Source organism: Polynucleobacter sp. JS-Safj-400b-B2, from assembly GCF_018881975.1.
Lineage (GTDB): Bacteria > Pseudomonadota > Gammaproteobacteria > Burkholderiales > Burkholderiaceae > Polynucleobacter.
In genome coordinates this window covers 81196-107095 of sequence record NZ_JACVPJ010000004.1, presented here as the reverse complement: position 1 = coordinate 107095, position 25900 = coordinate 81196, and the positions used below count along the sequence as shown (strand labels likewise).

Sequence of the window (25900 nt, the reverse complement as noted above, 5' to 3'; positions counted from 1 at the left end):
TTTCTATTGACCACTTTTACCTCATAGGAAACACAATGTTAGAAGCCTATAACGCCCAAGTTGCCGAACGTGCAGCCCTTGGAATTCCAGCCCTTACTCTAACCAAAGATCAAACTGCTGATTTGGTGAAATTACTCAAAAATCCGCCTGCTGGCAAAGAAGCTGAGCTCGTTGAATTAATTACCAACCGCGTTCCTGCTGGCGTAGATGAAGCAGCCAAAGTAAAAGCTGAATTTTTAGATGCTGTTGCTAAAGGCACAGATAAATCTCCATTAATTTCCCGTGTACGCGCTACCGAATTGTTGGGCACGATGCTCGGTGGCTACAACATTAAGCCTTTAGTAGAAATGCTTGCTGATGCGGAATGTGGCGCAGCAGCAGCTGAAGCGCTCAAAAAAACACTCTTGATGTTTGACTACTTTAACGATGTTCAAGAGCTTGCTGAAAAAGGTAATGCAAACGCTAAAGCAGTAATGGAAAGTTGGGCAAATGCTGAGTGGTTTACTAGCCGCCCTGCAGTACCAGAAAGTATGAAACTCACTGTTTTCAAAGTAACTGGTGAAACCAATACCGATGACCTCTCCCCTGCACCAGATGCATGGAGTCGTCCTGATATTCCATTGCATGCAACGATCATGTTGAAGAATCCACGTCCTGGTATTGAGCCTGATGAGACCGGTGTTCGCGGACCAATGAAACAAATCGCCGCCCTCCAGAAAAAAGGCAATCAAATTGCTTATGTTGGAGACGTAGTTGGGACAGGTTCCTCACGTAAATCCGCTACCAACTCCGTTCTTTGGTGGACGGGCCAAGACATTCCATTTGTTCCAAACAAGCGTTATGGTGGTGTGTGCTTAGGCACTAATATTGCCCCAATCTTCTTTAATACTATGGAAGATTCAGGAGCGCTACCAATTGAATTAGATGTCTCCCAAATGAACATGGGAGACGAGATTGAGCTTCGTCCATACGAAGGCAAAGTATTTAAAAATGGTAGCGAGATCACGAGCTTTACATTGAAATCCCCAGTGATTTTGGATGAAGTTCGTGCTGGTGGCCGTATTCCTTTGATTATTGGCCGCGGATTGACTGCTAAAGCGCGTGCTGCACTTGGATTGCCTGCCTCTACTGAGTTCCGTTTACCTGTTAATCCCGTGGATAGTAAAAAGGGCTTTAGCTTGGCACAGAAAATGGTTGGTCGCGCATGCGGCTTGCCTGAAGGTCAAGGTGTTCGCCCTGGTACTTATTGTGAGCCACACATGACTACAGTTGGCTCACAAGACACCACAGGTCCGATGACCCGTGATGAGCTAAAAGATTTGGCTTGCCTTGGCTTCTCTTCTGATCTTGTCATGCAGTCCTTCTGCCACACCTCAGCTTATCCAAAACCAGTAGATATTCGCACTCAACATGAACTGCCACCTTTCATGACCAATCGTGGTGGGGTTGCCCTGCGTCCAGGTGACGGCGTGATCCATAGCTGGTTGAACCGCTTGCTCCTTCCAGATACCTGTGGAACTGGTGGTGACAGTCATACACGCTTCCCAATCGGCATCTCCTTCCCTGCAGGTTCAGGCTTGGTAGCTTTTGCTGCCGCCACTGGTGTAATGCCATTGGATATGCCTGAGTCAGTATTGGTTCGCTTCAAAGGCAAGATGCAGCCTGGTATTACTTTGCGTGATCTAGTAAATGCAATTCCTTTATATGCAATTAAGAAAGGTTTGCTCACAGTTGAAAAGCAAGGTAAAAAGAATATTTTCTCTGGCCGCATTCTAGAAATTGAAGGCTTACCTGATCTCAAGGTTGAGCAGGCATTTGAATTGTCTGATGCTTCTGCTGAGCGTTCTGCTGGTGGTTGCACAGTACACCTGAACAAAGAGCCAATCATCGAGTACATGACATCAAACATTACATTGATGAAATGGATGATTGCTAACGGTTATGAAGATAAGCGTACTCTTGGTCGCCGTATTAAAGCAATGGAAGCGTGGATTGCTAATCCACAACTTCTCAAAGCGGATGCAAATGCTGACTATGCAGAGATCATCGAAATTAACATTGATGAAATCAAAGAACCTATCCTTGCATGCCCTAACGATCCAGATGACGTCAAGATATTGTCTGAAGTAGCTGGCGACAAGATTGATGAAGTATTTATTGGCTCATGCATGACTAACATCGGCCACTTCCGTGCAGCTGGTCAGGTTTTGCAGGGCAAGAAAGATATGCCAACCCGCTTATGGGTAGCACCTCCTACCAAAATGGATGCCATGGTTTTGATGGAAGAAGGTTACTACGGTATGTTGGGTGCTGCTGGTGCGCGCATGGAGAGCCCTGGCTGCTCACTATGCATGGGTAACCAAGCTCAAATCCGCAAAGGATCAACAGCCGTTTCAACTTCTACGCGCAACTTCCCTAATCGCTTGGGTATTGATACTCGTGTGTATTTGGCTTCTGCTGAATTGGCATCTGTTGCAGCCCTTCTAGGTCGCCTACCTACTCCCGCTGAGTACTTAGAGCAAGTGAAGGCGCTGGATGCCAAAGCTGGTGATGTTTATAAATACATGAGTTTTGATAAGCTCAAGTCATTTAGTGATGTTGCAGATACTGTAACGGTTTAATTGGGCACATCCCTCAGTCTCTAAGGAGGCTGAGAAATAAAAAAGGCGATCAAACGATCGCCTTTTTTATTGCCCAAGGTTTATTTATATAGAAAGTTTTAATTCTTGCCTTGCATTCTCGCGACTAATGCCGGAAACCCATTTGTTGGTTGGCAATCCTGTCTTCTCAAGAATGAGCTTTGCACGCCTAGATACGTCCTTCCATTCTGCCTCGAGTTTAGGCCCTTTAAATGCGATTGCCACGACATTGCAATCATGGGATTCTGGAAACAAGAGCACTCTGTTGTCAAAAGCCTCACAGATGTTCTTGAGGTTTATGTCAAAGCTTTTATGCCTTGAAAAAAGATTAACCGTCATTACTCCCGGACCTTTGAGAATGTTGTAGCAACCTTTATAAAAGTCTAAGGAGCTAGCTGAAGGTCCGTCACAGATTGCATCATACAAATCCACCTGTACTGCATCAAAATGTTCTGTGTATTTTTTGTTATGAACGAAAAGTTTGGCATCTGTTTGCAGTGTTTCAAGTCTACGATCATCATTGGGCGTAAAAAACATCGATCTCGCAGAAACGATTACAGCAGGATTGAATTCGACAACAGTGGTTTTAACCGCTGGACAATAGCGATGCTGAAATTTAGTTAAGGCGCCAGTTCCTAGTCCAAGTTGTGCAATCCTCATCCCAGGCCTAGTCTCTAGAAAAAGTAGCCACGCCATCATTTGCTGGTTGTACTCAAGATAAATCTCTTCGGGATCACGCAAGCGCATCGCACCCTGAATCGATTCAGTACCGAAATGCAAGTAGCGAACACCACCACTCTCCGAAAAAGTGACGGGCTCCATTAATTGCTGATCTACCAACTTAATTCGCCCAACGACGGGCATTTCTGAATAGACGTAACCATGGGCTAGCGCCATCTGGTGTATCGAGCCATTCAGGAGGGCACCAACTCATCTGCGCAGCCCTAAAAACACGCTCAGGGTGCGGCATCATGACCATAAAACGACCGTCCGGAGTAGTAACACCAGTTAAGCCACTAGGAGATCCATTTGGATTCATTGGATAGGTTTCGGTGGCATTGCCTTGATGATCAACAAAACGGAATGCAGCTAAGCCCTGCTTTTGAATCTGCTCTAAATTGCCTTGCTGACTGAAATTGGCAAATCCTTCACCGTGCGCAATCGCAATAGGAATCTGACTGCCTTCCATGCCTTGCGTGAATATGGATGGTGAAGCCATTACTTCGGCCATAACTAAACGTGCTTCGTATTGCTCTGATTGATTACGGGTAAATTTAGGCCAAGCTTCAGCGCCAGGAATAATCCCTGAGAGATTGCTCATCATTTGGCATCCATTGCATACGCCTAATGCAAAACTATCTTGGCGATTAAAGAATGCGGAAAACTGATCACGCAGTTGTTGATTAAAGAGAATCGTTTTGGCCCAGCCTTCACCAGCTCCCAGAACATCACCATAACTAAAACCGCCGCAGGCAATTAGCCCTCTGAAATCATCTAACTTGGCTTTCCCACTGAGCAAATCAGACATATGCACGTCATAACTATCAAATCCAGCCCAGTTAACTGAATAAGCCATTTCCACATGAGAATTAACGCCCTGCTCTCGCAAAATGGCAACTTTTGGTCGAGCATTCATGGCGATGTAAGGCGCTGCAATATCTTCAGCCACATCAAATGTGAGCTTTGGACTCATGCCTGGATCAGAAATATTCTCTAAGAGTGCAAATTCACTATCTGCACAGGCGGGGTTGTCACGCAAGCGTGCAATTTGATAGCTAGTGTTAGTCCATATTTTCTGCAGAACTTCACGAGGCTCAGCAAAAATGTTTTTGGCGTCACGCCAAATTTCTATTCGACCATTGGTATTCGGTTTGCCAATGACATGACTAAATGCACTTAAACCTAATTTTCTCAATACGGCAAAGACAGCATCACGATCTTCTTTTCGAACCTGAATAACGGCGCCAAGCTCTTCATTAAATAATGCTCGCATCGTTTGTTCGTGGCGACGACCTGAAACTTGCTGCGCCCAATTTTTGGCATCGCCATAATCTGGCTCTTGCCCTGCATCCATCGCAATCATATCCACATTGAGAGAAATGCCGCAATGCGAAGCAAATGACATCTCTGCAACGCAAGCCAGCAAGCCGCCGTCCGAACGGTCATGGTATGCCAATAGCTTATCTTGCTTGCGAAGCTCAATAATGGCCTCAGCCATCGCCTTTAGATCTTCTGGATGATTAAGGTCTGGTGCAATTTTTCCTGATTGATCCAAAACTTGGGCCAAGATACTACCAGCCATACGATTTTTGCCGCGACCCAAATCAATCAAAATCAATTCGGTTTCTTGAGGAGATCCGTCTTTACCTTTTAATTGAAGAAGTGGCGTTAACGTTTTTCGTGCATCAAGTACTGATGCAAAGGCAGAAATAATTAAGGAAACTGGAGCTACTACTTTTTTATCTTCTCCGTGATCTTTCCATGTAGTCGACATAGACAGTGAATCTTTACCTACCGGAATAGAAATGCCAAGCGCTGGGCACAATTCCATGCCAACAGCCTTTACAGAGTCGTATAACTTGGCATCTTCACCAGGCGCACCGCATGCTGCCATCCAGTTAGCAGAGAGTTTTACGCTATCAAGGCTCGCGATATCAGCAGCCAATAGATTAGTAATAGCCTCACCAACTGCCATGCGCGCGGCCGCAGGTGCATCAATTACTGCTAACGGAGTTCTTTCACCCATAGACATAGCTTCACCGCGATAGCCTTTGTAATCCATCATCGTGACTGCGCAGTCAGCTACGGGGACTTGCCATGGCCCAACAAATTGGTCACGTGCATTTAAACCGCCAACAGTTCTATCGCCGATCGTGATTAGGAATGATTTGCTTGCTACAGTAGGCTGTTGCAATACCCAGGCAATCGATTGCGCTAAATCAGCATCTGTAACATCTAACTCTTTAAATTCCTGAGCCACTCTCATGACATTGCGATGCATTTTAGGAGGCTTACCCAACAGCACTTCCATCGGCATATCAATTGGTAAGACTTCATCAGCATTGGGGACCTGCTTAGAGTCGCTTAATTGCAATTGACGCTCTGCTGTTGCTTCGCCAACCACTGCAAATGGGCAACGCTCACGTTCGCAAAACGATTTAAATAAATCCAAATCCTTTTTATCGATTGCTAATACATAACGCTCTTGAGATTCATTGCACCAAATTTCTGCAGGACTCATACCGCTCTCTTCAAGCGGCACGCTACGAAGCTTAAATGAAGCTCCTAAACCAGCACCATCCGCTAACTCAGGGAATGCATTGGATAAACCACCTGCACCAACATCATGAATGGAGACGATTGGGTTGTTATCGCCTAAGGCGCGACATGCATTAATCACTTCTTGAGCGCGGCGCTCCATTTCTGGGTTGCCACGTTGGACAGAGTCAAAATCAAGATCGGCTGTATTGGTTCCGGTTGCTACAGAGCTTCCAGTCGCACCACCCATGCCAATGCGCATACCAGGGCCACCTAGCTGAATTAATAAATGACCTGCTTGTATTGCTTTTTTATCAGTGTGGATCGAATCAATGCTGCCGATACCACCAGCGATCATGATGGGCTTATGATAGCCACGACGCGTGCCATCTAGGGTTTGCTCAAAGACGCGGAAGTATCCGCCTAAGATTGGACGGCCAAATTCATTATTAAATGCAGCACCGCCGAGCGGACCATCAATCATGATTTGCAAAGGTGTTGCGATACGCTCAGGCTTACCGTATTTATCAGTCTCCCATGGAAGGTCTGTACCAGGGATATTAAGATTAGAAACAGAGAAGCCAGTTAGACCTGCCTTAGGGCGACCGCCAATACCGGTGGCACCCTCATCACGAATCTCACCACCAGCGCCTGTAGATGCCCCAGGAAATGGCGCAATAGCAGTTGGGTGATTATGCGTCTCCACCTTCATTAAGGTGTGAACTAAGCGTGTATCTTTTTCATAGCGATGATTGTCACCCTGAGGTGCCCAAGTTTCCGCTTCGCAACCAACCATGACTGCAGAGTTATCTGAGTAAGCAACAATCGTTCCATGCGGTTGCAATTGATGAGTATTGCGGATCATGGAGAATAGAGAACGCTCTTGATCATCACCATCAATTGTCCAGCTGGAATTAAAAATCTTATGGCGACAATGCTCGCTGTTTGCCTGCGCAAACATAATTAATTCAACGTCTGATGGGTTTCGATCTAGACGCGTAAAACTTTCAGCGAGATAAGCTACTTCATCGTCAGACAGGGCTAGGCCTAAATCTTGGTTGGCTTTATCAAGAGCCGCCCTACCTTCTGTCATTACAGGGATTCGCACTAAAGGCTTATCTTCCAATGATTGATATAAGTTATTGGCATCATCGGTTGAATCAATAACCGCTTCGGTCATTCTGTCATGTACAGCAGCAAGCACTAATTGTGTTTGTTCTGGAGTTAGTGCTTTTTTACTCTTCCATGCAAACTGAACTCCACGCTCGAGACGCAAAACATCCAGTCCGCATTGACGGGCAATATCAGTTGCTTTACTAGCCCAAGGAGAAACCGTTCCAAATCGTGGGGTAACAATCGCACCTTGGTTATCTGCCTTGCTATTTCCAAACCAAGATTTACCGGGATTAATTTTGGAATTAAATGGCTGGCCATAGGTCAATAAGCTTGCCATGACCTCTTGGTTTTTGGGACTAAGTTCAGCCGTCGACCAAATGAAATGAAGGTACTGAGCTTCGATGGACTCAAGATCAACCCCTTGCACTGCCAATGAAGCTAAAAGTCGCTGTTGGCGGAAGGGGGAAAGCGCATCAGCGCCGGGCAAAAAGTGGAAAAAAGACATCCCTAGATTATAAGGTTTTGCCTACAGCAAGCGCCCGCCCTGAAGGTGTAATTGCCGCTGGCACCGATCAGCCAAGGCCTGGTCATGGGTCACCAAAACTAGAGTTGAATGGTTGGCTCGATTTAGCTCAAAAAGGAGCTCAATAACCCGGTTTCCACTGACCTCATCCAGGCTACCAGTAGGCTCATCCGCAAAAAGGATGGCAGGCTTCATGATGAAAGCTCTGGCCAAGGCTACCCGTTGCTGCTCTCCACCAGAAAGGGTTTTGGGGAAATGGTTGGCACGTTCACCCAAACCCACTTGCTCAAGACACATCCGGGCATTTTCTTTGGCCATCTTAAGACCATTTAGCTCGGCTGGGAGCATGACGTTTTCAAGTGCCGTTAAATGAGGCAACAATTGAAAGGATTGAAAAACAAAGCCTACTTTTTGACCCCGTAATTTGGCCCGACCGTCCTCATCTAACAGATTCAGGTTTTGATTAGCCAATTCGACATGCCCACTGGTCGGAGTATCTAAGCCAGCCAATAGTCCAAGCAGGGTGCTTTTCCCAGAACCAGATGCGCCGGTTATAGCAACACTTTCACCCCCGCAGACATCAAAGCTAATGTCGTGCAAAATAGTTAACAATCCATCGCTAGATAAAACTTGTTTACCTAGATGTATCGCACTAAGGACATTTTCCGGAACACTCATAAATGAATCAAATTGTTTGGTTGAGCTTCTTGAATAAAAAACTAAGGGCCATAACACTGGCAGCTGCTCTATTTTGCCTGTTTATTCCCTTTGGCACACAAGCCCAAACGAACCCTACTATTTTGGTCTTAGGCGATAGCCTATCGGCAGAGTACGGCTTAGCGCGTGGAACAGGCTGGGTAAGGCTGCTAGGGGCTCAGCTACATAAAGAATCTAGTCCTTGGACTATTTTTAATGCCAGTATTAGCGGTGAAACCAGTTCAGGCGGCCTATCAAGATTGCCAAAATTATTAGAGCAAAAGAAGCCGGGTATTGTACTTTTGGAGCTTGGCGCAAACGATGCGTTGCGCGGACTCTCCATTCAAGAATCGGAGAATAATTTACGTAAGATGATTCAATTGAGTAAAAAATCTGGAGCAAAAGTACTCTTGTTTGGTATGCAGATTCCACCAAACTATGGGCAAGCCTATACAAAGCAATTTCAGAATTTATTTCCAGAGCTAGCTCAACAGGAGAAAGTTCAGCTGCTACCCTTCTTTTTACAGGGTGTAGCCTCTGACCCAACCCTGTTTCAGGCGGATCGCATGCATCCCAACGAAAAAGCACAAACAATTCTTTATAAAAACGTATGGGGCGCTATGGCCCCATATCAGTCAATATTTAAAAGTAAATAACTTAGCTGCCCGAACCAGATGATGGCGGCTTAAGTGGATTGATTACCTTAACCCCTGCTACATCACGCCAATAAGCCATAAAACCAGCAAATTCAGACTGAGCAGCTAAAGCTTGAATCTGTTGAGCTTGTGCTTTATGCACCTTTGCATCAACACCGGCAGGTTGGCGCACTTGATCAACGCGATACAAGATAGTGCCAACGCCAGGATTTTGTACTGAAATAAATGCAGGAAATTTATCAGGGTTAGCAGACATCACATCATCTAGCGCCCCACCTACTAAATTACCAGGTTTATTGCGAGAAACCCAAATAGGGCTTGCAAATCCAGTTGCGCTTTTAGGATCCTTTTCTAATGCGGCATAGCGATCAGCAGCAGCGCTTACGGCAAGTTTTTCTGCCATGCGCTGACTCACTTGGCGTTTCACTTCTGCCGCTACATCTTTAAATGGCAAAGTTTGTGCTGGGTGGAAAGTGATAACACGTGCCGAAATAAAAACACCAGGGGATGTTTGTACTGCTTCAATATTGCGCTTGTTCTTAACAGCTTCGTCGCCAAATAAAGATTGGATCACCTTAGGGTTGGCCAATGGATGATCTTTTGCAACGCCTGTTGCGCCAGAGCGAGTGACGCCCTTCTGAGTTTGGACGGCAAGCTTTAATTTATCTGCAGCCGGCTTAAGGCTATCTGACTGGTCATATGTCATATTGGCAAATTGATCGGCTTTTTCACTAAATACCTTAGCGTCATCCCTTGGATCAGCCTTGAGAACGATGTACTCAACGTCAACGTACTCTGGACTTTCAAAGAGTTTGGCATTTGCGTTATAAAAAGCCTGAAGCTCTTCTTGCGATGGGTTTACCTTAGACAAGTAATCTTTCGCATCAAATGATAAGGCCTGAACTTGACGCTCAGTCTCATACAGGGTTGATACGATTTCAGATAATTTTGGGCTAGCAATTTCAGTACGGGCGACGGAGTTAACAAGCTGGCTTATCTTCAAATCAAATGCCTGGCTTGCATAAAACTGCTCTTCATTTAATCCGTTACTAGCTAACAATTGTTTAAATCGAGCATCATCAAAACTTCCGTCTTGTTTATAGAGAGCACGAATTTGTGGAATATTTTGCAAGCTTTTGATAAGGGCTTCTTTGCCAACCTGCAAATGGAGATTGTTTACCGCAAATCCTAGGATGCGTTGTTGCAATAACTCATTCAAGATTGCCTGTCTAAATTGAAGACTTTGGGCAATTTGTGCGTTTCCACCAACACGTTCTGCTTGACGTTTCGCAGCCGAGTCAACTTCTTGAGCGGTGATCGGCTTGCCATTAATTTTGACAAGATCAGTCTCTTTATCTAAAAAACTGGAATAGCTTGAAATTCCAAAAAATGCAAAAGACGGGACGATCAAAAGCATTAAAACAAACTGCAAAATTCGTTGGTGCTTACGGACGGTATCAAACATGTAAAAGGTCGCTAGTTAAAAATATCAATACCACGAGTGTACTAGGGGTGTAGCAGATGGGTATTGAAATGCCTGAGTCGGCCAAGAAAGTACTGAAGGTAATAATTTGGTGGGCGCTGAGAGGCTCGAACTCCCGACATTCTGCGTGTAAGGCAGACGCTCTACCAACTGAGCTAAGCGCCCCAAAATATTACAGGTGAGATTGTAACCCAAGCGTGGATTTCGGGTGGGTTTTCCGCTAAACCATCCTCAATTGACGAGGTTCATTTAGCGGAAAATCGCCCTATTTTCAGTGCTTAAGAACGTCTGCTGCCGCACCCTTTTCACTTACCTTGCTGGCTTCGGCGGCCTTTTTAGCCAACTCTTCAGGGCTTGGATCAGGCAATGCTTCTGGCATGCGCTCTAGTGCTAATTCTAGAACCTTATCAATCCAGCGAACCGGGATGATCTCAATAGCATTTTTAACATTATCTGGAATATCGATCAAATCCTTAACGTTCTCTTCCGGAATTAATGCCAGCTTAATGCCGCCACGATGAGCAGCTAAAAGCTTTTCTTTTAACCCGCCGATCGGAAGAACTTCGCCACGTAAAGTAATTTCACCAGTCATAGCAACGTCTGAGCGAATTGGTATGCCTGTAAAGACAGACACCAAGGCTGTTGTAATTGCAATACCAGCTGATGGGCCATCCTTTGGGGTTGCTCCGTCAGGGAAGTGAATATGAATATCCTTCTTCTCAAAAGCTTCATCGGTAATGCCAAGCCGCTTAGATCTTGAGCGAACTACAGTACGCGCAGCCTCGACTGACTCCTTCATTACATCACCAATAGAGCCTGTGCGCGTAATCACACCCTTGCCTGGCATAACAGCAGCCTCGATAGTGAGCAAATCACCGCCAACTTCGGTCCATGCCAAACCAGTCACTTGACCAACTTGGTTTTCTTTACCTGCTAAACCAAAATCGTACATACGTACTGATAGGAATTTCTCTAAGTTATCTGCATTCACAACTACGGGCGCAGCCTCCTTCTTTAAAAGCAAGAGTTTGACTACCTTACGGCAAATTTTGCTGATTTCACGCTCTAAAGAACGAACACCGGCTTCGCGCGTGTAATAACGAATCATATTGCGCACAGCACTGTCTTCAATCTTGAGTTCGTCTTTTTTTAGACCATTATTTTTGATTTGTTTTGGAATCAAGTAATTCACGGCAATACTGGTCTTTTCATCTTCTGTGTAACCAGCCAAGCGAATAATCTCAAGACGATCTAGTAATGGACCAGGAATATTCAAGGAATTCGAGGTGGCCACAAACATCACGTCTGATAGATCGAAGTCCACTTCAACATAGTGATCTTGGAAAGTATGGTTTTGCTCTGGATCTAAAACCTCCAACAAGGCACTGGCTGGATCTCCACGGAAATCCATACCCATCTTATCTACCTCGTCCAAGAGGAACAAAGGGTTGCGGACACCGACTTTAGTAAGGCTGCTTAAAATCTTGCCAGGCATCGAACCGATATAGGTGCGACGGTGACCACGAATCTCAGACTCGTCACGCACACCACCTAAGGCCATGCGTACAAATTTTCTATTGGTTGCACGTGCAATAGATTGCCCAAGAGATGTCTTACCAACACCGGGAGGGCCTACCAAACAAAGAATGGGGGCCTTGACACGATCAACACGTTGTTGGACTGCGAGGTACTCCAAAATACGTTCTTTGACTTTATCTAAGCCATAGTGATCTTCATCTAATACTTTTTCAGCATTGGTAAGGTCATTGTTGATCTTGGTTTTCTTCTTCCAGGGAAGATTAACTAGCGTATCGATAAAGTTTCGGATGACCGTAGCCTCTGCAGACATAGGTGACATCAATTTGAGTTTCTTAAGCTCAGATTCTGCTTTCTTTAACGCCTCCTTAGGCATGCGCGCAGCTTTGATGCGCTTCTCTAGCTCTTCTAGATCAGCACCTTCTTCGCCCTCACCCAATTCTTTCTGAATTGCTTTTACCTGTTCGTTTAGGTAGTACTCACGCTGACTCTTTTCCATTTGACGCTTAACGCGTCCACGAATGCGCTTCTCCACTTGCAGAATATCGATCTCGCTTTCAAGATCCGCAAGCAAACTCTCCAGGCGTTGCACCACATCCATCATTTCGAGTAGACGCTGTTTCTGCTCAAGCTTTACAGGCAAGTGCGCGCAGATGGTATCGGCCAAGCGGCTTGGGTCATCAATACCACCGAGTGAAGATAGAATTTCCTGTGGAACTTTTTTATTGAGTTTTACGTATTGATCAAACTGCGCCATGATTGCACGACGTAAGGCTTCTGTTTCATGAGCATCAATTGCATTGATAGCAGTAGGCGTTGCTTCGCAATTAAAGTAACCAAGGCTATCTTCAATTTGGCTAACTTCTGCGCGCTGAACACCTTCAACAAGCACTTTTACTGTGCCATCGGGTAATTTGAGCATCTGCAAGATATTTGCAATGCAGCCGACCTCATAAAGGTCCTCAATGACGGGCTCATCCTTAGCAGCCGTTTTTTGGGCAACCAAAAGGACATTCTTGCCTGTTTCCATGGCAGCCTCTAGGGCTTTAATCGATTTTGGGCGTCCCACAAACAGCGGAATCACCATGTGAGGAAATACAACTACGTCCCGCAATGGGAGTAAAGGTAGTTGAATCGGTTCAGAGGGTAGTAATAAGTGGCCAGGCATAGGGCAAATCCTCCAAAGTAATCAAACCTCAAAAATCTTAGTTAGTGGCAATTAAAATAACAACCACTAAATAGAGACATTATTTATGAGTAGCATACTACCTATATGGGTAGGCTTTAGAGAAAAACAAGGGGTAAAAAGACAAAAAAGGGGCAAATATGCCCCAAAAATAGCAAAAACCCTAAGAATTTAGGCTTTTTTGCTTAAATCGGCCTGTTCAACATCTTGTTTATAGACCAAAAGTGGTTTTCCGCCGTCGGCAATACTGCTTTCGTCTATAACCACCTTTTGCACGTTCTTTAAAGATGGCAAGTCATACATGACATCCATCAATGAACCTTCAAGAATAGATCTGAGTCCACGCGCACCCGTTTTACGGGCAATAGCCTTTTTAGCTATGGATGAAAGCGCTTCACGGCGAACTTCTAGTTCAGAACCCTCCATCTTCAGGAGCGCTTGATACTGCTTAACTAAGGCATTTTTTGGCTCTGTCAGAATCTGAATTAAAGCCTCTTCATCTAACTGGGCCAATGTTGCGACAACTGGCAATCGACCAATCAACTCTGGAATCAAGCCAAACTTGATTAGGTCCTCTGGCTCCACTTCAACCAACAGGTCACTGACACCACGATCATCTTTACCGGGGACGGTTGCATTAAAGCCAATGCCTGTTTTAGCGGTACGTTGCTGAATCACTTTTTCTAGGCCATCAAATGCGCCACCACAAATAAACAAAATATTCGTTGTATCTACTTGCAAGAAATCTTGATTTGGATGCTTACGACCACCTTGAGGGGGTACGGCTGCCATCGTGCCTTCAACCAGCTTTAATAAGGCTTGTTGAACACCCTCACCGGATACATCACGAGTAATAGATGGGTTATCTGACTTACGTGAAATCTTATCGATCTCATCAATGTAAACAATTCCACGTTGCGCTTTTTCTACGTTGTAGTCGCACGCCTGTAATAACTTCTGAATAATATTTTCCACATCTTCACCAACATAACCCGCTTCAGTGAGTGTGGTTGCATCAGCCATAACAAAAGGCACATCCAACATGCGAGCCAAGGTCTGAGCCAATAGCGTCTTGCCTGAACCGGTGGGGCCGATCAAGAGAATATTACTCTTTGCCAATTCAACACCATCAACCATTGCTTTAGCTGGAAGCTTAGATTCTTTTTTATCTGCGCCCTCTGCTGGCTTGCCATCTTTATCAAGTTTCTCTTTTTTGGGCTTGGGCAAATACTGCAAACGCTTGTAATGGTTATAAACAGCAACTGCTAGGGTTTTCTTTGCATGATTCTGACCAATCACATATTGATCTAGGTTCTCACGAATTTGATGAGGTGTTGGCAAAGAATCATCGCCCTCTTCCTTAGGAAGCTTAGCAATTTCTTCTTGAATAATGTCAGTACAAAGATCAATACACTCATCACAAATAAATACTGATGGTCCAGCAATGAGTTTTTTAACTTCATTCTGGCTCTTGCCGCAAAAGGAGCAATGCAGAACTTTATCTGTTGCATTAGAAGTGTTGGTATCGCTCAAAATATGCTCAATATATGTTTATAACGATTTAAGGACGCTTCTCAATAACCTTGTCGATTAAGCCATAATCACGTGCCTGGTCTGCAGACATGAAGTTATCGCGATCGGTATCTTTAGCAATGGTTTCAATTGATTGACCGGTGCGATCAGCCAAAATTTTGTTGAGTCGCTCACGCAAGTACAGAATCTCGCGGGCTTGAATCTCAATATCGGATGCTTGACCACGAGCGCCACCCAAAGGCTGATGAATCATTACTCGCGAGTTTGGCAAGGCATAACGTTTGCCTTTCTCGCCTGCACATAATAAAAATGCACCCATACTTGCAGCCATACCCATGCACAAAGTGCTTACATGGGGCTTGATAAATTGCATGGTGTCGTAAATAGCTAGCCCTGCTGAAACCGAACCGCCTGGTGAGTTGATATACAGAGAAATTTCTTTATCCGGATTTTCGCTCTCAAGAAACAGTAACTGCGCAATCACCAAATTAGCTGTTTGATCATTTACTTCGCCAACCAAGAAGACGACACGCTCACGCAACAGTCTGGAATAGATGTCATAAGCACGCTCTCCTCTACCAGAGGTTTCAATCACCATTGGCACTAAGCCCAAGCCTTTTGGTTCTATATTTTCAGAATGAGAATGATTGTGGATCATTTTGAAACCTCTTATGGGTAAATGGATGACTTGGTTATTAACTGAGTGTTTAACTTAGTTTAGCTTGCTGAGCTCTTCAAAGGTTACAGCCTTATCGCTTACCTTAGCCTGAGAAGTGAAGTACTGAATCACATTGTCTTCAAGCACAACATTTTCAATATCCTTCAAACGACTTGGATTGCTGTAAAACCAGCGAACCACTTCTTTTGGATCTTCGTAAGTGGCAGCCTGCTCATCAATTTCAGCTTTGATTTGATCAGCTGTAGCAGCCAAGTTTTGCTTCTTAACTAACTCACTCAAGATCAAACCAAGGCGTACGCGCTTAGTAGCTTGTTCTGCAAAAATCTCAGCAGGAATTGGAGCATCTTTGGCGTTTGGAACACCGCGCTGCATCAAATCTTGACGAGCAGTTTCAACTAGGCGCTCTTGCTCTGAGGCAACTAATGATTTCGGAACATCAAGCTCACATAAATCATTGAGCTTATCCATCACTTCATTTTTCATCAATGAAGTGATACGACGCTTTACTTCGCGATCTAAATTCTCTTTCACTTCGGCACGCATTTTGGCAACGCCACCTTCAGTAACACCTAGAGATAAGGCAAAAGCATCATCAACAACAGGTAAATGTGGCCAGTTAACAGACTTCACAGTAATTGTGAACTCAGCTGTTTTGCCTGCGACATCTTTACCGTGGTAGTCCGCTGGAAAGCTCAAAGGGAAAGATTTACTCTCGCCAGCTTTAAGACCTAAAGTAGCCGCTTCGAACTCAGGAAGCATGCGACCTTCACCTAATACGTATTCAAAGTTTTCCGCTTTACCGCCAGCAAACTCCTCGCCATCAATCTTGCCAACAAAGTCGATAACCACTTGATCGCCGTTTTGAGCTGCTGTGTTAGAGCCGCCATCACCATGGGCACTAGCCACGCCACGCGGATGGTAATGGACCTGCTGTTTACGCAATACATCTAAAGCGCGATCAATTTCTGCTTCGCCGATATCTGTTGCGTACTTAGTAACCTCTGCTTTACTAAAGTCGCCGATTTTTACTTCTGGCAATACTTCAAAGAATGCATCAAAAACAACTTTGTCAGCATCAATTTCGCTCTTTGGCTCAAGACGTGGTTGTCCAGCTAAAGCAACGCCTTCTTTTTGTGCTTGCTCATAAAAAAGTTCAGCCGCTTTATCAAACTGAAGCTCAAAGTCCACCTGCATGCCATGTTGTTTTTCAACGAGATTCTTTGGAACTTTGCCTGGGCGAAAGCCTGCCATTTTCATGGTCTTACCTACTTTTGCCAATCGGGCTTCACGCGCTTTTGCCAAATCGGCACGAGCGAATTCCAAAGTCATTTTGCGGTCTAGTGAACCTAAATTTTCTATCTGCACAGCCATTCTCGTCTCTTAATTGAAGATCTGGAAATGTGAAGTCCAAGCCAAGTAGCAATCTTGTGGTGCGAGGAGGGGGACTCGAACCCCCACACCATTTCTGGCGTCAGGACCTAAACCTGGTGCGTCTACCAATTTCGCCATCCTCGCGAATTTCCGCAAACTGCCAAGCCTAGACTTCACTCTAAAGACCGTAATTCTACAATGCCCAGGGTTTTAGAGAATCTTTTAGGCCTTGTAGAGCAAAGCTACCGCGTGGACGGCAATGCCCTCACCCCTGCCTAAGTGACCCAAGGATTCATTGGTCTTAGCCTTGAGATTGACGTGGCTGGGGGTTACAGCCAAATCAGCGGCAATATTGCGGACCATTTCCGGCAAAAAATCCGCCAATTTAGGCTTCTGGCAAATAATGGTGGCATCCACATTACCGATCTGAAAACCTGCCGCCTGCACCTTCTGTAGGGCAGCTCTGAGCAAAATTCGACTATCCATACCCTTAAATTGAGGGTCTGTATCCGGAAATAACTGTCCAATATCATTCAAGCCAGCAGCGCCTAACAAGGCATCGGTTAAGGCATGAAGGAGAGCATCCGCATCAGAATGCCCTAAAAGGCCTTTATCAAAAGGCACATGGACACCACCCAAAATGAGCTTTCTATCAGCGACTAAAGCGTGAACATCGTAGCCCTGGCCAATACGAAACTGTGGAATATGAGGATTGCTTTGGGTCATTTTGGATCTCTCATTTATTAACGCTCGAAGTTAAAAGCAATTGCATTAATTCCCAATCTGCAGGATGGGTCACCTTGAAGTTGCGCGCGGCCCCCTCAATCAACAAAGGTTTAGCGCCGGTCAGCTCTATAGCACTGGCCTCATCCGTCACATCTGCCTCAAGACGGATTGCATTCTCAAGTGCATCATGTAATTGCTTTAATCCAAACATTTGCGGTGTTTGAGCTTGCCAGAGATGTTCGCGTGGAATGGTTCTCTCTGAGTGCGGAATGTTTCCTGCAACAACTGAATCTAGATCTGCCTGCTTTAGGGTGTCAGCTAAAGGCACGGCTAATATGCCGCCAACGTGAGTTTCTTTTACTGAATCAATTAACTTATTAATTAATGTGGGAGTGATTCCCGGCCGAGCTGCATCATGAACCAATATCCAATCATCCTCAGGAATGCCGGACTGCATCATTGCTGCCAAGGTATTTCGGACCGTTTCCTGTCGTGTTGGGCCGCCAGTTGGAACAACATGCATATCTGCGTCGATATTGGCAGTACTTCGCAAAATAGGGTTTTCAACAAAACTAGGGCTCACGCCAATCCAAATAGATTGAATCTGTGGAGATGCCTTAAAGGCTTCAAGCGCATAAGAAACCATGGGCCTTCCGGCTAGCTGCTGAAACTGCTTAGGCAATTCTCCGCCTAGGCGCGAGCCTGTACCTGCTGTTGGCAAAAGCGCATGACATTTTCTATTCGAATCTTTTCCAGAACCCATGCCTGATTCTATAATGAGCACAGATGTCTGACGCATTAAATCTAGTACCCCCTATACCCGCACCCCGGGCTGGGCAGCGCTTTACCTTTTCGGGGCTAGTCGGCTCAGCCGATGCTGCTTTAATCGCTCAAACCGCCTTACGGTATCGAAGTCAGTTTTCGGTCATGGTGATTTTCTGCGCTCAAGCCCAGGAAGCGCAACGGTTACTGGAAGAAATTCCTGCGTTTGCTCCACAACTTAAAACGAGATTGCTCCCTGATTGGGAGATCCTCCCTTATGACCACTTTTCACCTCATCAGGATTTAGTCTCAGAGCGACTTGCAACGCTTTATGAATTACTCAATGGCAGTTGCGACATTGTTTTGGTGCCGGTTACTACTGCATTGCAAAGATTAGGGCCTCCGAACTTTTTATCCGGTCATACTTTTTTCTTTAGACAAGGTGACAAGCTGAATGAGGCTGCATTAAAGCTGCAGCTCCAGCAAGCAGGCTACGACCCAGTGAGTGCCGTGATACGCCCGGGTGAATACAGTATTCGCGGTGGTTTGTTTGATTTATTTCCTATGGGCTCTAGCCTGCCTTACCGCCTCGATTTGTTTGGCGATGAGATTGAACAAATTCGGGCATTTGATCCTGATACCCAACGCAGCCTCTACCCCGTAAAGGAAGTGCGCCTACTCCCGGGGCATGAGTTTCCATTTGACGATGCATCGCGAACTGCCTTTAGAGGTCGGTGGCGAGAGGTCTTTGAGGGAGATCCCACCCGTTGCTCAATTTATAAAGATGCGAATTTAGGAATACCTAGTGCGGGCATTGAATCCTACCTGCCCCTCTTTTTTGAAGAGCAATCCAATCTCTTTGATTACTTCCCCCGCTCAGGTGACCCGGTTTGGCTAGTATCTATTGGCGATGTAGAAGAAACCATTAAAGGCTTCTGGAAAGACACACTCTCTCGCTATGAATTTCTTAAGCACGATCTTGATCGTCCTATTCTTCAACCAAAAGAACTGTTTCTGGACGTTGATGAATTTTTTACTTCCTCTAAATCGTATGCGCGACTAACACTTGAAAAAGACGCCGCAGAGAAGAGTCAGTTTCTCGCAGTTCCCGATATTGCGGTTCATCGTCGAGATACCGACCCAATCAGCCTGCTTCGTAAAGTAGTCGCTTCTGAACAGGTTCGTGTATTAGTTTGCAGCGATAGCGCCGGACGTAAAGAATCGATACGCCAACTCTTTGATGAAAGTAATTCGGTTGCTGGGCAAGATGGCAAGCCGCTCTACCCCCTTAAGCCAGAGGGCTTTGAAAGTATTGCGGAGTTTATAAAGAGTGATTCTTTGTTTGGCTTAGTAACCGCTCCGCTCTTCAATGGATTTTCATGGCCAGCAGAAAATCTGCTTGTCATCACAGAAGCCGAGCTGTTCACTACAACAGCAAGGCAGAGGCGTAAAGGCAAAACCAATGAGAGTTCAGATCCTGACATGTTGTTTAAGGATCTTTCTGAGCTCAAGATCGGCGACCCTGTAGTACATGCCGAACATGGTATTGGGCGCTACCAAGGCTTGGTGCTACTAAACCTAGCTCCGCCAAAAGAAGCCCCTATTTTTGAAGAATTTCTTCACCTGCAATATGCGGGTGAAGCGACTTTATATGTCCCTGTTCAGCAGCTGCAAATGGTCACCCGCTATGCAGGCTCTGACCCTGACTCGGCGCCACTGCATCAACTAGGCTCAGGTCAGTGGGATAAGGCGAAACGTAAAGCAGCCCAACAAATTCGAGATACCGCTGCAGAACTATTGAGTCTGTACGCCGCTAGAGCTATTCGCAAGGGCCATGCTTTTGAATTTTCAGCGCATGACTACGCAGCTTTTGCAGAAAGCTTTGGCTTCGAAGAAACTCCAGACCAAGCCAATGCGATTGCAGCTGTCATTGGCGATATGACGAGCGGTACGCCGATGGATCGCCTAGTTTGCGGTGATGTTGGCTTTGGAAAAACAGAAGTTGCTTTGCGAGCAAGCTTTGTTGCTGTGATGGGCGGTAAGCAAGTTGCTATTCTTGCTCCCACCACCCTTCTTGCAGAACAACACGTAGCCACCTGGAAAGATCGCTTTGCAGATTGGCCAGTACGTATAGTTGAACTTTCCCGTTTTAAGACCACAAAAGAAATTAATACCTCCTTAGAGGCCATTGCTAAAGGCGATGCCGACATCATTATTGGTACGCATAAGTTACTTTCTAAAGAAACTCATTTTGCTAACCTAGGCTTGGTGATTGTTGATGAAGAGCATCGCTTTGGTGTTAGACAAAAAGATGCTCTGAAAGCATTACGTGCTGAGGTCGATATCCTAACGCTGACTGCTACCCCTATCCCTAGAACGTTAGGCATGGCTATGGAGGGCCTTCGAGAGCTCTCGATCATTGCTACAGCACCACAGAAGCGTCTTGCCATTAAAACCTTCGTAAGGCGCGAGGGAGATGGCGTCATTCGTGAAGCCATCCTACGAGAAATTAAACGTGGCGGGCAGGTCTACTTCTTACATAATGAAGTAGAAACCATTCAGAATCGTAAGCATGCATTACAAGAACTTATTCCTGAGGCTCGTATTAGTGTGGCGCATGGACAAATGCATGAACGTGAGCTGGAATCCGTCATGCGTGAGTTTGTAACGCAACGTACCAATATTTTGCTATGCACCACCATTATTGAAACTGGTATTGATGTACCAACAGCTAACACCATCATCATGCATCGCGCTGATAAATTTGGTTTAGCCCAACTACATCAATTACGTGGTCGTGTGGGTCGCTCTCACCATCAGGCTTATGCCTATTTACTGGTTCCTGATCCGGAAGCCTTAAGCAAGCAAGCGCAGTTGCGTCTCAATGCCATTCAAGCTATGGAAGAGCTTGGCTCGGGCTTCTATTTGGCCATGCATGATTTAGAGATCCGTGGCGCTGGAGAAGTGCTGGGGGATAAACAGTCTGGTGAAATCCATGAGATTGGTTTTCAGCTGTATACCGAGATGCTCAACCGTGCAGTCAAATCCCTGCGTAGCGGAAAAGAGCCTGACTTACTTTCACCGCTCCAAGCAACCACCGACGTCAACCTCGGGGTGCCTGCTTTATTTCCTGAAGATTACTGCCCTGATGTCCATGAGCGCTTATCTCTTTACAAACGTTTTGCTGGAACAAATGATTTTTCAGAGCTCACGGGATTGCGCGAAGAACTAGTAGATCGTTTTGGTGACTTACCTGATCAAGCCAAGTCATTTTATGAGACTCATCGCCTGAGACTGGAAATGACTGGGTTCGGTATTAAGAAAATTGACGCAACTCCGGCTTCGATACAAATACAATTTATCCCAAACCCACCAATTGATCCTATGAAGATCATTCAGCTTATTCAGTCATCAAAATATATCCAACTCAATGGCCAAGATAAGCTCAAGGTATTACCCCAAAAAGACCGTGAATTTGAGAAGCTAGAGCAGCGCCTTGACGCTATCCGAAATATCTTGCGTCGCCTCAATGATTCTGCAGTATTGAGCACTGCCAAAGTAAGTTAATAATCCGATTATGATTAAGTGATGGCCAAATACCAAGTCCTTGTAACGATATCTAGAGATCCGATCGCAGAGAAGCTAATCTTTTCATTAAAAGATCATGCGCTGAAATTTGGTGCCTCCTTACATACTGTCGGCGGCCAAACCAGCAATGGAAGTTATTATGTCGAGCGCTTTGAATCTAGCTCTCACTTAGACGTCAACCAACGTGAACAACTGCGAGCTATAGCTGCCAGCGCTAATGCAGATCTGTGCTTTATAAAGCCCGATCTGTTACCGCAAGACATTCACGTGTTAGCCATGGATATGGATTCCACACTCATTAATATTGAATGCATTGATGAGATTGCTGATTTCACAGGAAAGAAATCTGCTGTAGCAAAAATTACCGAAGCCACGATGCGCGGTGAGATTAAAGACTTTAAAGAGAGTTTAAGAAGGCGTGTCGCCCTTTTAGAAGGCGTACACGCCGATGCTTTGGAATCGGTTTACCGCGAACGCTTGCGCCCTAATCCTGGCGCTGCAGAACTTTTAGCTGGGGCTAATGAGCGAGGGATTTACACACTCCTTGTCTCAGGTGGCTTCACATTTTTTACCGAAAAACTACGTGAGCAATTGGGCTTTAAGCAAACTCAAGCCAATACTCTTGAAATCATTGATGGAAAGCTCACTGGCCAAGTACTTGGCGATATTGTCGATGGCGCAGCAAAGGCCGCTCACCTAGATCAGGCTTGCGCCCGTCTTGGATGTACTAAAGCTAACGCGATCACAATGGGTGATGGTGCAAATGACCTCATCATGATGAACGGTTCGGGTATCAGTATTGCTTATCAAGCCAAGCCCGTCGTCAAAGAAAAAGCCGACGCGGCTTTTGACCGAGTCGGCTTAGATGCTGCCTTACTGCTAATCTCTTAAGTTTTTCCCAAAGAGATGGAGGTAATCATTATGCGTTTATATAAATATTTATAGACGCTCAAAGATAGTAGCAATACCTTGGCCGCCACCTATACACATCGTTACCAAAGCATATTTACCTTGAACGCGATGTAACTCATGAATAGCTTTAGTAGCAATCGCTGCACCTGAACAACCAATTGGGTGTCCTAAAGCAATTGCACCACCATTCACGTTAGTCTTGGCTGGATCTAAGCCCAAACCTTTAGTAACAGCTAATGCTTGCGCAGCAAAAGCCTCGTTAGATTCAATCACGTCGATTTGATCTAACTTGAGACCGGCGCGCTCTAGAGCAAGTTTAGTAGCTGGGATTGGGCCCTCACCCATGATGTGGTTGGGCACACCAGCTACTGCATACGATACCAAACGAGCGATTGGCTTATGGCCAGCTTTCTTAGCAGTTTCAGCATCAGCCAATACAAAGAACGCAGCGCCATCATTAATTCCAGAAGCATTACCGGCAGTAACAGAGCCACCTTCTTTTTTGAACACAGCCTTCATCTTGGCAAGTGTTTCCATAGTGGTTTCAGGCTTAACATGCTCATCGGTATCAAACACGATTTCACCCTTGCGAGTTTTAATCGTGATTGGCACGATCTGAGACTTAAAGCGACCCTCTTTAATGGCATTTGCTGCACGGCGATGTGATTCCACTGCCAGTGCATCTTGCTCTTCACGGGTGAGCTTCCATTTCTCTACAAGGTTTTCTGCGGTAACACCCATATGACCAACGCCAAATGGGTCAGTTAAAACGGCCACCATCAAATCGAGCATCTTGGTATCACCCATACGGGCACCGCTGCGCATTGCTGGTGAACCATACATGCCGCGTGACATTACCTCTACCCCACCGCCAATACCGTAATCACAATCACCCAACATAATTTGCTGCGCAGTAGTCACAATTGCTTGCAAGCCTGAACTGCACAAACGATTCAATGCCATCGCTACGGATTCCATTGGTAATCCTGCCTGAATAGAAGCTACACGAGCAACATAGGCATAACGACTATCTGTCGGGATAGTATTTCCAACAGTAACGTAGTTAATTAGAGCCGGATCAACTCCTGAGCGTGCAACCGCCTCTTTCATCACAATACCGCCGAGCTCAGATGGCTCTAAACTACTGAGAGCGCCATTAAAGGTGCCAATTGCGGAACGAACTGCACTTAAGACTACGACATCACGACTCATATTAATCCCCCTTTGCTAAGCCCTAATTTTGGGCTGATATTGCACTAAATAAGTACTAAATCAATATTTCAACTATCTGTTTTATTCGATTCGTCAAGTTTCGGCTATTAGGTCATGCCCTTGGGAGCTAATGACAGTGGCCTTAATGATATCGCCGGCACGATAGCGTTTAGAAGGCTTACTTGCGGGCAAAACCCTTACTAGACCATCAATTTCTGGGGCATCGCCAATAGTTCTGCCGATTCCACCAGAATCGTCTACTCGATCAATGATGACCTGAATTCGTTTGCCTAATTTTTTAGCAAGTCGCTTAATGGAGATATCTTCCGCCTTAGCCATAAACCTGGCACGACGATCTTCCCGCAGCTCACTAGGCACTGGATTGTCTAATTGATTGGCGGTAGCCCCCTCAACAGGTGAGTAGGCAAAACAACCGGCCCTATCAATTTGCGCCTCATCTAGGAAGTTAAGGAGATATTCAAACTCTTCCTCAGTCTCTCCAGGAAAGCCTGCAATAAAGGTGCTGCGAATCACTAAATCAGGACAAGCTTCACGCCATGCCAAGATGCGCTCTAAATTCTTTTCGCCACTGGCTGGTCGCTTCATCCGCTTAAGTACGTCTGGATGGGCATGTTGCAGCGGAATATCCAAATACGGCAACACGCCATAGCCATGCTCTGCGAACTCCGCCATCAAGGGCAAGACATCATCTACATGTGGGTATGGATAGACATAGTGCAATCGAACCCAAGCCTGATGTTCCCGAGCAATTTGATTTAAGGCATTTACCAAATCAAACATTTTGGTTTTGACTGGTTTGCCATCCCAAAAGCCTGTGCGGTATTGAATATCAACCCCATAGGCACTCGTGTCCTGGGAAACAACCAACAATTCTTTTACACCCGATTCAAACAATCGTTTCGCTTCAAGCAACACCTCACCAATCGGTCGAGAAACTAAATCACCACGCATGTTGGGGATGATGCAAAAAGTACAGCGATGATTACATCCCTCACTAATTTTGAGATAGGCGTAATGCTTTGGAGTGAGCTTCACACCGGCCGGAGGAACTAAATCCATGAATGGATCATGCGGCTTAGGTAGATGCAAATGAATTGCTTGCATAACCTCATCGGTAGCATGCGGCCCTGTAACAGCAAGCACCTTAGGGTGAATGCTTGTAATGAGGTCACTGCCATCCGCATTTTTTCTGGCACCTAGACAGCCAGTCACAATCACTTTACCGTTTTCAGACAAGGCCTCTCCAATAGCCGAGAGACTCTCCTCAACTGCTGAATCGATAAAGCCACAGGTATTGACAACTACAAGATCCGCGCCAGAATAATCTTTGGCAGTCTCGTATCCTTCAGCACTGAGTTGCGTCAGGATAAGCTCAGAGTCTACAAGCGCCTTAGGACAACCTAAGGATACAAATCCAATTTTTCCAGCCACAACTATTCTTTTTCAGTTTTATTGGGCTGCGGTGAAAATGGAAAGTTTCCAAAGATATTTTGCGAGCCTTGCACTTGCTCTTGCATCTTGATGAAAAGATCCTTGCTCTGTTGCATGTAATTACCCATCAAGCCTTGCATGAGGGGGTTTTGCAGATTCATCATCTGAGACCAGGCTTCTGGAGTGCTGCCAGCACCCAAGCCTTTGGTTTGATCACCAAGCTTGTTGTGGATATCCACAAAAGATTGCATGGTCTTCTCAAGATAGTTGCCCATTAAGCCTTGCATGGAGTTTCCGTAGAAGCGAATAATTTGCGAGAGCATTTGTGTAGAGAACACTGGAGCGCCACCAGCTTCTTCTTCAAGAATAATTTGTAGCAAGATATTGCGCGTTAAATCTTCTTCAGTTTTAGCGTCAACAACCTTGAACACTTCACTGGCCATGACCAAGTTTTTTATATCGGACAAGGTGACATACGTGCTTGTCTGCGTATCGTATAGACGTCGATTGGGGTACTTCTTAATGAGCCGATCTTCGCCAGCTCGTTTTGCGCGGGTAACCATTTATTTTCC

17 protein-coding genes and 2 tRNA genes are annotated in these 25900 nt (G+C 45.5%); 4 read left to right on the top strand and 15 right to left on the bottom strand.

Annotated elements, in window-relative coordinates:
• Window positions 1-35: 35 nt before the first annotated feature.
• Entirely contained in the window at window positions 36-2621 is a 2586-nt protein-coding gene (locus tag ICN48_RS06090) for a bifunctional aconitate hydratase 2/2-methylisocitrate dehydratase (protein WP_216152808.1), read from the top strand.
• Between the two features lie 84 nt (window positions 2622-2705).
• Here the strand turns inward: ICN48_RS06090 and ICN48_RS06085 are convergent, their stop codons facing one another.
• Genes ICN48_RS06085 through ICN48_RS06075 form a run of 3 tightly spaced genes read right to left on the bottom strand, consistent with a single transcriptional unit; the run spans window position 2706 to window position 8214 of the window.
• Window positions 2706-3536 (bottom strand): spermidine synthase, encoded by an 831-nt coding sequence (locus ICN48_RS06085; RefSeq protein ID WP_255539492.1) that lies wholly within the window; start codon window positions 3534-3536, stop codon window positions 2706-2708.
• Window positions 3481-7518 carry a phosphoribosylformylglycinamidine synthase gene (gene purL / locus ICN48_RS06080; protein ID WP_216152807.1) on the bottom strand — a complete coding sequence of 1346 codons (4038 nt, stop codon included), beginning with the start codon at window positions 7516-7518 and terminating at the stop codon, window positions 3481-3483. Before purL ends, ICN48_RS06085 begins: the two co-directional genes overlap by 56 nt.
• Before the next feature lie 21 nt (window positions 7519-7539).
• Window positions 7540-8214 carry an ABC transporter ATP-binding protein gene (locus ICN48_RS06075; protein WP_216152806.1) on the bottom strand — a complete coding sequence of 225 codons (675 nt, stop codon included), beginning with the start codon at window positions 8212-8214 and terminating at the stop codon, window positions 7540-7542.
• Window positions 8215-8216: 2 nt separating this feature from the next.
• On the opposite strand from ICN48_RS06075, the gene ICN48_RS06070 reads away from it, so the two are divergent.
• Window positions 8217-8888 (top strand): arylesterase, encoded by a 672-nt coding sequence (locus ICN48_RS06070; protein WP_216152805.1) that lies wholly within the window; start codon window positions 8217-8219, stop codon window positions 8886-8888.
• A 1-nt stretch (window position 8889) separates the two neighbouring features.
• Here ICN48_RS06070 and ICN48_RS06065 read toward each other — a convergent pair whose 3' ends face one another.
• The 9 genes from ICN48_RS06065 to ispD all read right to left on the bottom strand — a co-directional run bounded on the left by ICN48_RS06065 (window position 8890) and on the right by ispD (window position 18201).
• Entirely contained in the window at window positions 8890-10353 is a 1464-nt protein-coding gene (locus tag ICN48_RS06065; protein WP_216152804.1) for a peptidylprolyl isomerase, read from the bottom strand.
• A 107-nt stretch (window positions 10354-10460) separates the two neighbouring features.
• Window positions 10461-10536: transfer RNA gene (locus ICN48_RS06060), tRNA-Val, on the bottom strand.
• Window positions 10537-10642: 106 nt separating this feature from the next.
• Complete coding sequence (gene lon / locus ICN48_RS06055) at window positions 10643-13075, bottom strand: endopeptidase La (RefSeq protein ID WP_216152803.1); 2433 nt, start codon at window positions 13073-13075, stop codon at window positions 10643-10645.
• Window positions 13076-13264: 189 nt separating this feature from the next.
• Window positions 13265-14626, bottom strand: coding sequence for an ATP-dependent Clp protease ATP-binding subunit ClpX (clpX, locus tag ICN48_RS06050; RefSeq protein WP_216152802.1), 1362 nt, complete (start codon window positions 14624-14626; stop codon window positions 13265-13267).
• Between the two features lie 28 nt (window positions 14627-14654).
• Window positions 14655-15284, bottom strand: a complete 630-nt coding sequence (gene clpP / locus ICN48_RS06045) for an ATP-dependent Clp endopeptidase proteolytic subunit ClpP (protein WP_216152801.1) — start codon at window positions 15282-15284, stop codon at window positions 14655-14657.
• Between the two features lie 54 nt (window positions 15285-15338).
• On the bottom strand, window positions 15339-16676 hold the full coding sequence (gene tig / locus ICN48_RS06040) for a trigger factor (protein ID WP_216152800.1): 1338 nt from the start codon (window positions 16674-16676) through the stop codon (window positions 15339-15341).
• 57 nt (window positions 16677-16733) lie between these two features.
• A tRNA-Leu gene (locus ICN48_RS06035) sits at window positions 16734-16820 on the bottom strand.
• Window positions 16821-16898: 78 nt separating this feature from the next.
• Window positions 16899-17402 (bottom strand): 2-C-methyl-D-erythritol 2,4-cyclodiphosphate synthase, encoded by a 504-nt coding sequence (gene ispF / locus ICN48_RS06030; protein WP_216152799.1) that lies wholly within the window; start codon window positions 17400-17402, stop codon window positions 16899-16901.
• Between the two features lie 10 nt (window positions 17403-17412).
• Window positions 17413-18201: a 2-C-methyl-D-erythritol 4-phosphate cytidylyltransferase gene (gene ispD / locus ICN48_RS06025; protein ID WP_370624159.1), complete on the bottom strand. Its 789-nt coding sequence runs from the start codon at window positions 18199-18201 to the stop codon at window positions 17413-17415.
• Here ispD and mfd point away from each other — a divergent pair.
• Both mfd and serB read left to right on the top strand, forming a co-directional pair.
• Window positions 18189-21731, top strand: a complete 3543-nt coding sequence (gene mfd, locus ICN48_RS06020; protein WP_216152798.1) for a transcription-repair coupling factor — start codon at window positions 18189-18191, stop codon at window positions 21729-21731. The genes ispD and mfd overlap by 13 nt on opposite strands.
• Window positions 21732-21752: 21 nt before the next feature.
• Entirely contained in the window at window positions 21753-22643 is an 891-nt protein-coding gene (gene serB / locus ICN48_RS06015) for a phosphoserine phosphatase SerB (RefSeq protein ID WP_216152797.1), read from the top strand.
• Window positions 22644-22691: 48 nt separating this feature from the next.
• Here the strand turns inward: serB and ICN48_RS06010 are convergent, their stop codons facing one another.
• The 3 genes from ICN48_RS06010 to phaR all read right to left on the bottom strand — a co-directional run bounded on the left by ICN48_RS06010 (window position 22692) and on the right by phaR (window position 25891).
• Window positions 22692-23876 (bottom strand): acetyl-CoA C-acyltransferase family protein, encoded by a 1185-nt coding sequence (locus ICN48_RS06010; protein ID WP_216152796.1) that lies wholly within the window; start codon window positions 23874-23876, stop codon window positions 22692-22694.
• A 93-nt stretch (window positions 23877-23969) separates the two neighbouring features.
• Window positions 23970-25328, bottom strand: coding sequence for a 30S ribosomal protein S12 methylthiotransferase RimO (gene rimO / locus ICN48_RS06005; protein ID WP_216152795.1), 1359 nt, complete (start codon window positions 25326-25328; stop codon window positions 23970-23972).
• Between the two features lie 2 nt (window positions 25329-25330).
• A complete protein-coding gene (gene phaR, locus ICN48_RS06000; RefSeq protein ID WP_216152794.1) occupies window positions 25331-25891 on the bottom strand; it encodes a polyhydroxyalkanoate synthesis repressor PhaR in 561 nt (186 codons plus the stop codon).
• Window positions 25892-25900: the final 9 nt, after the last annotated feature.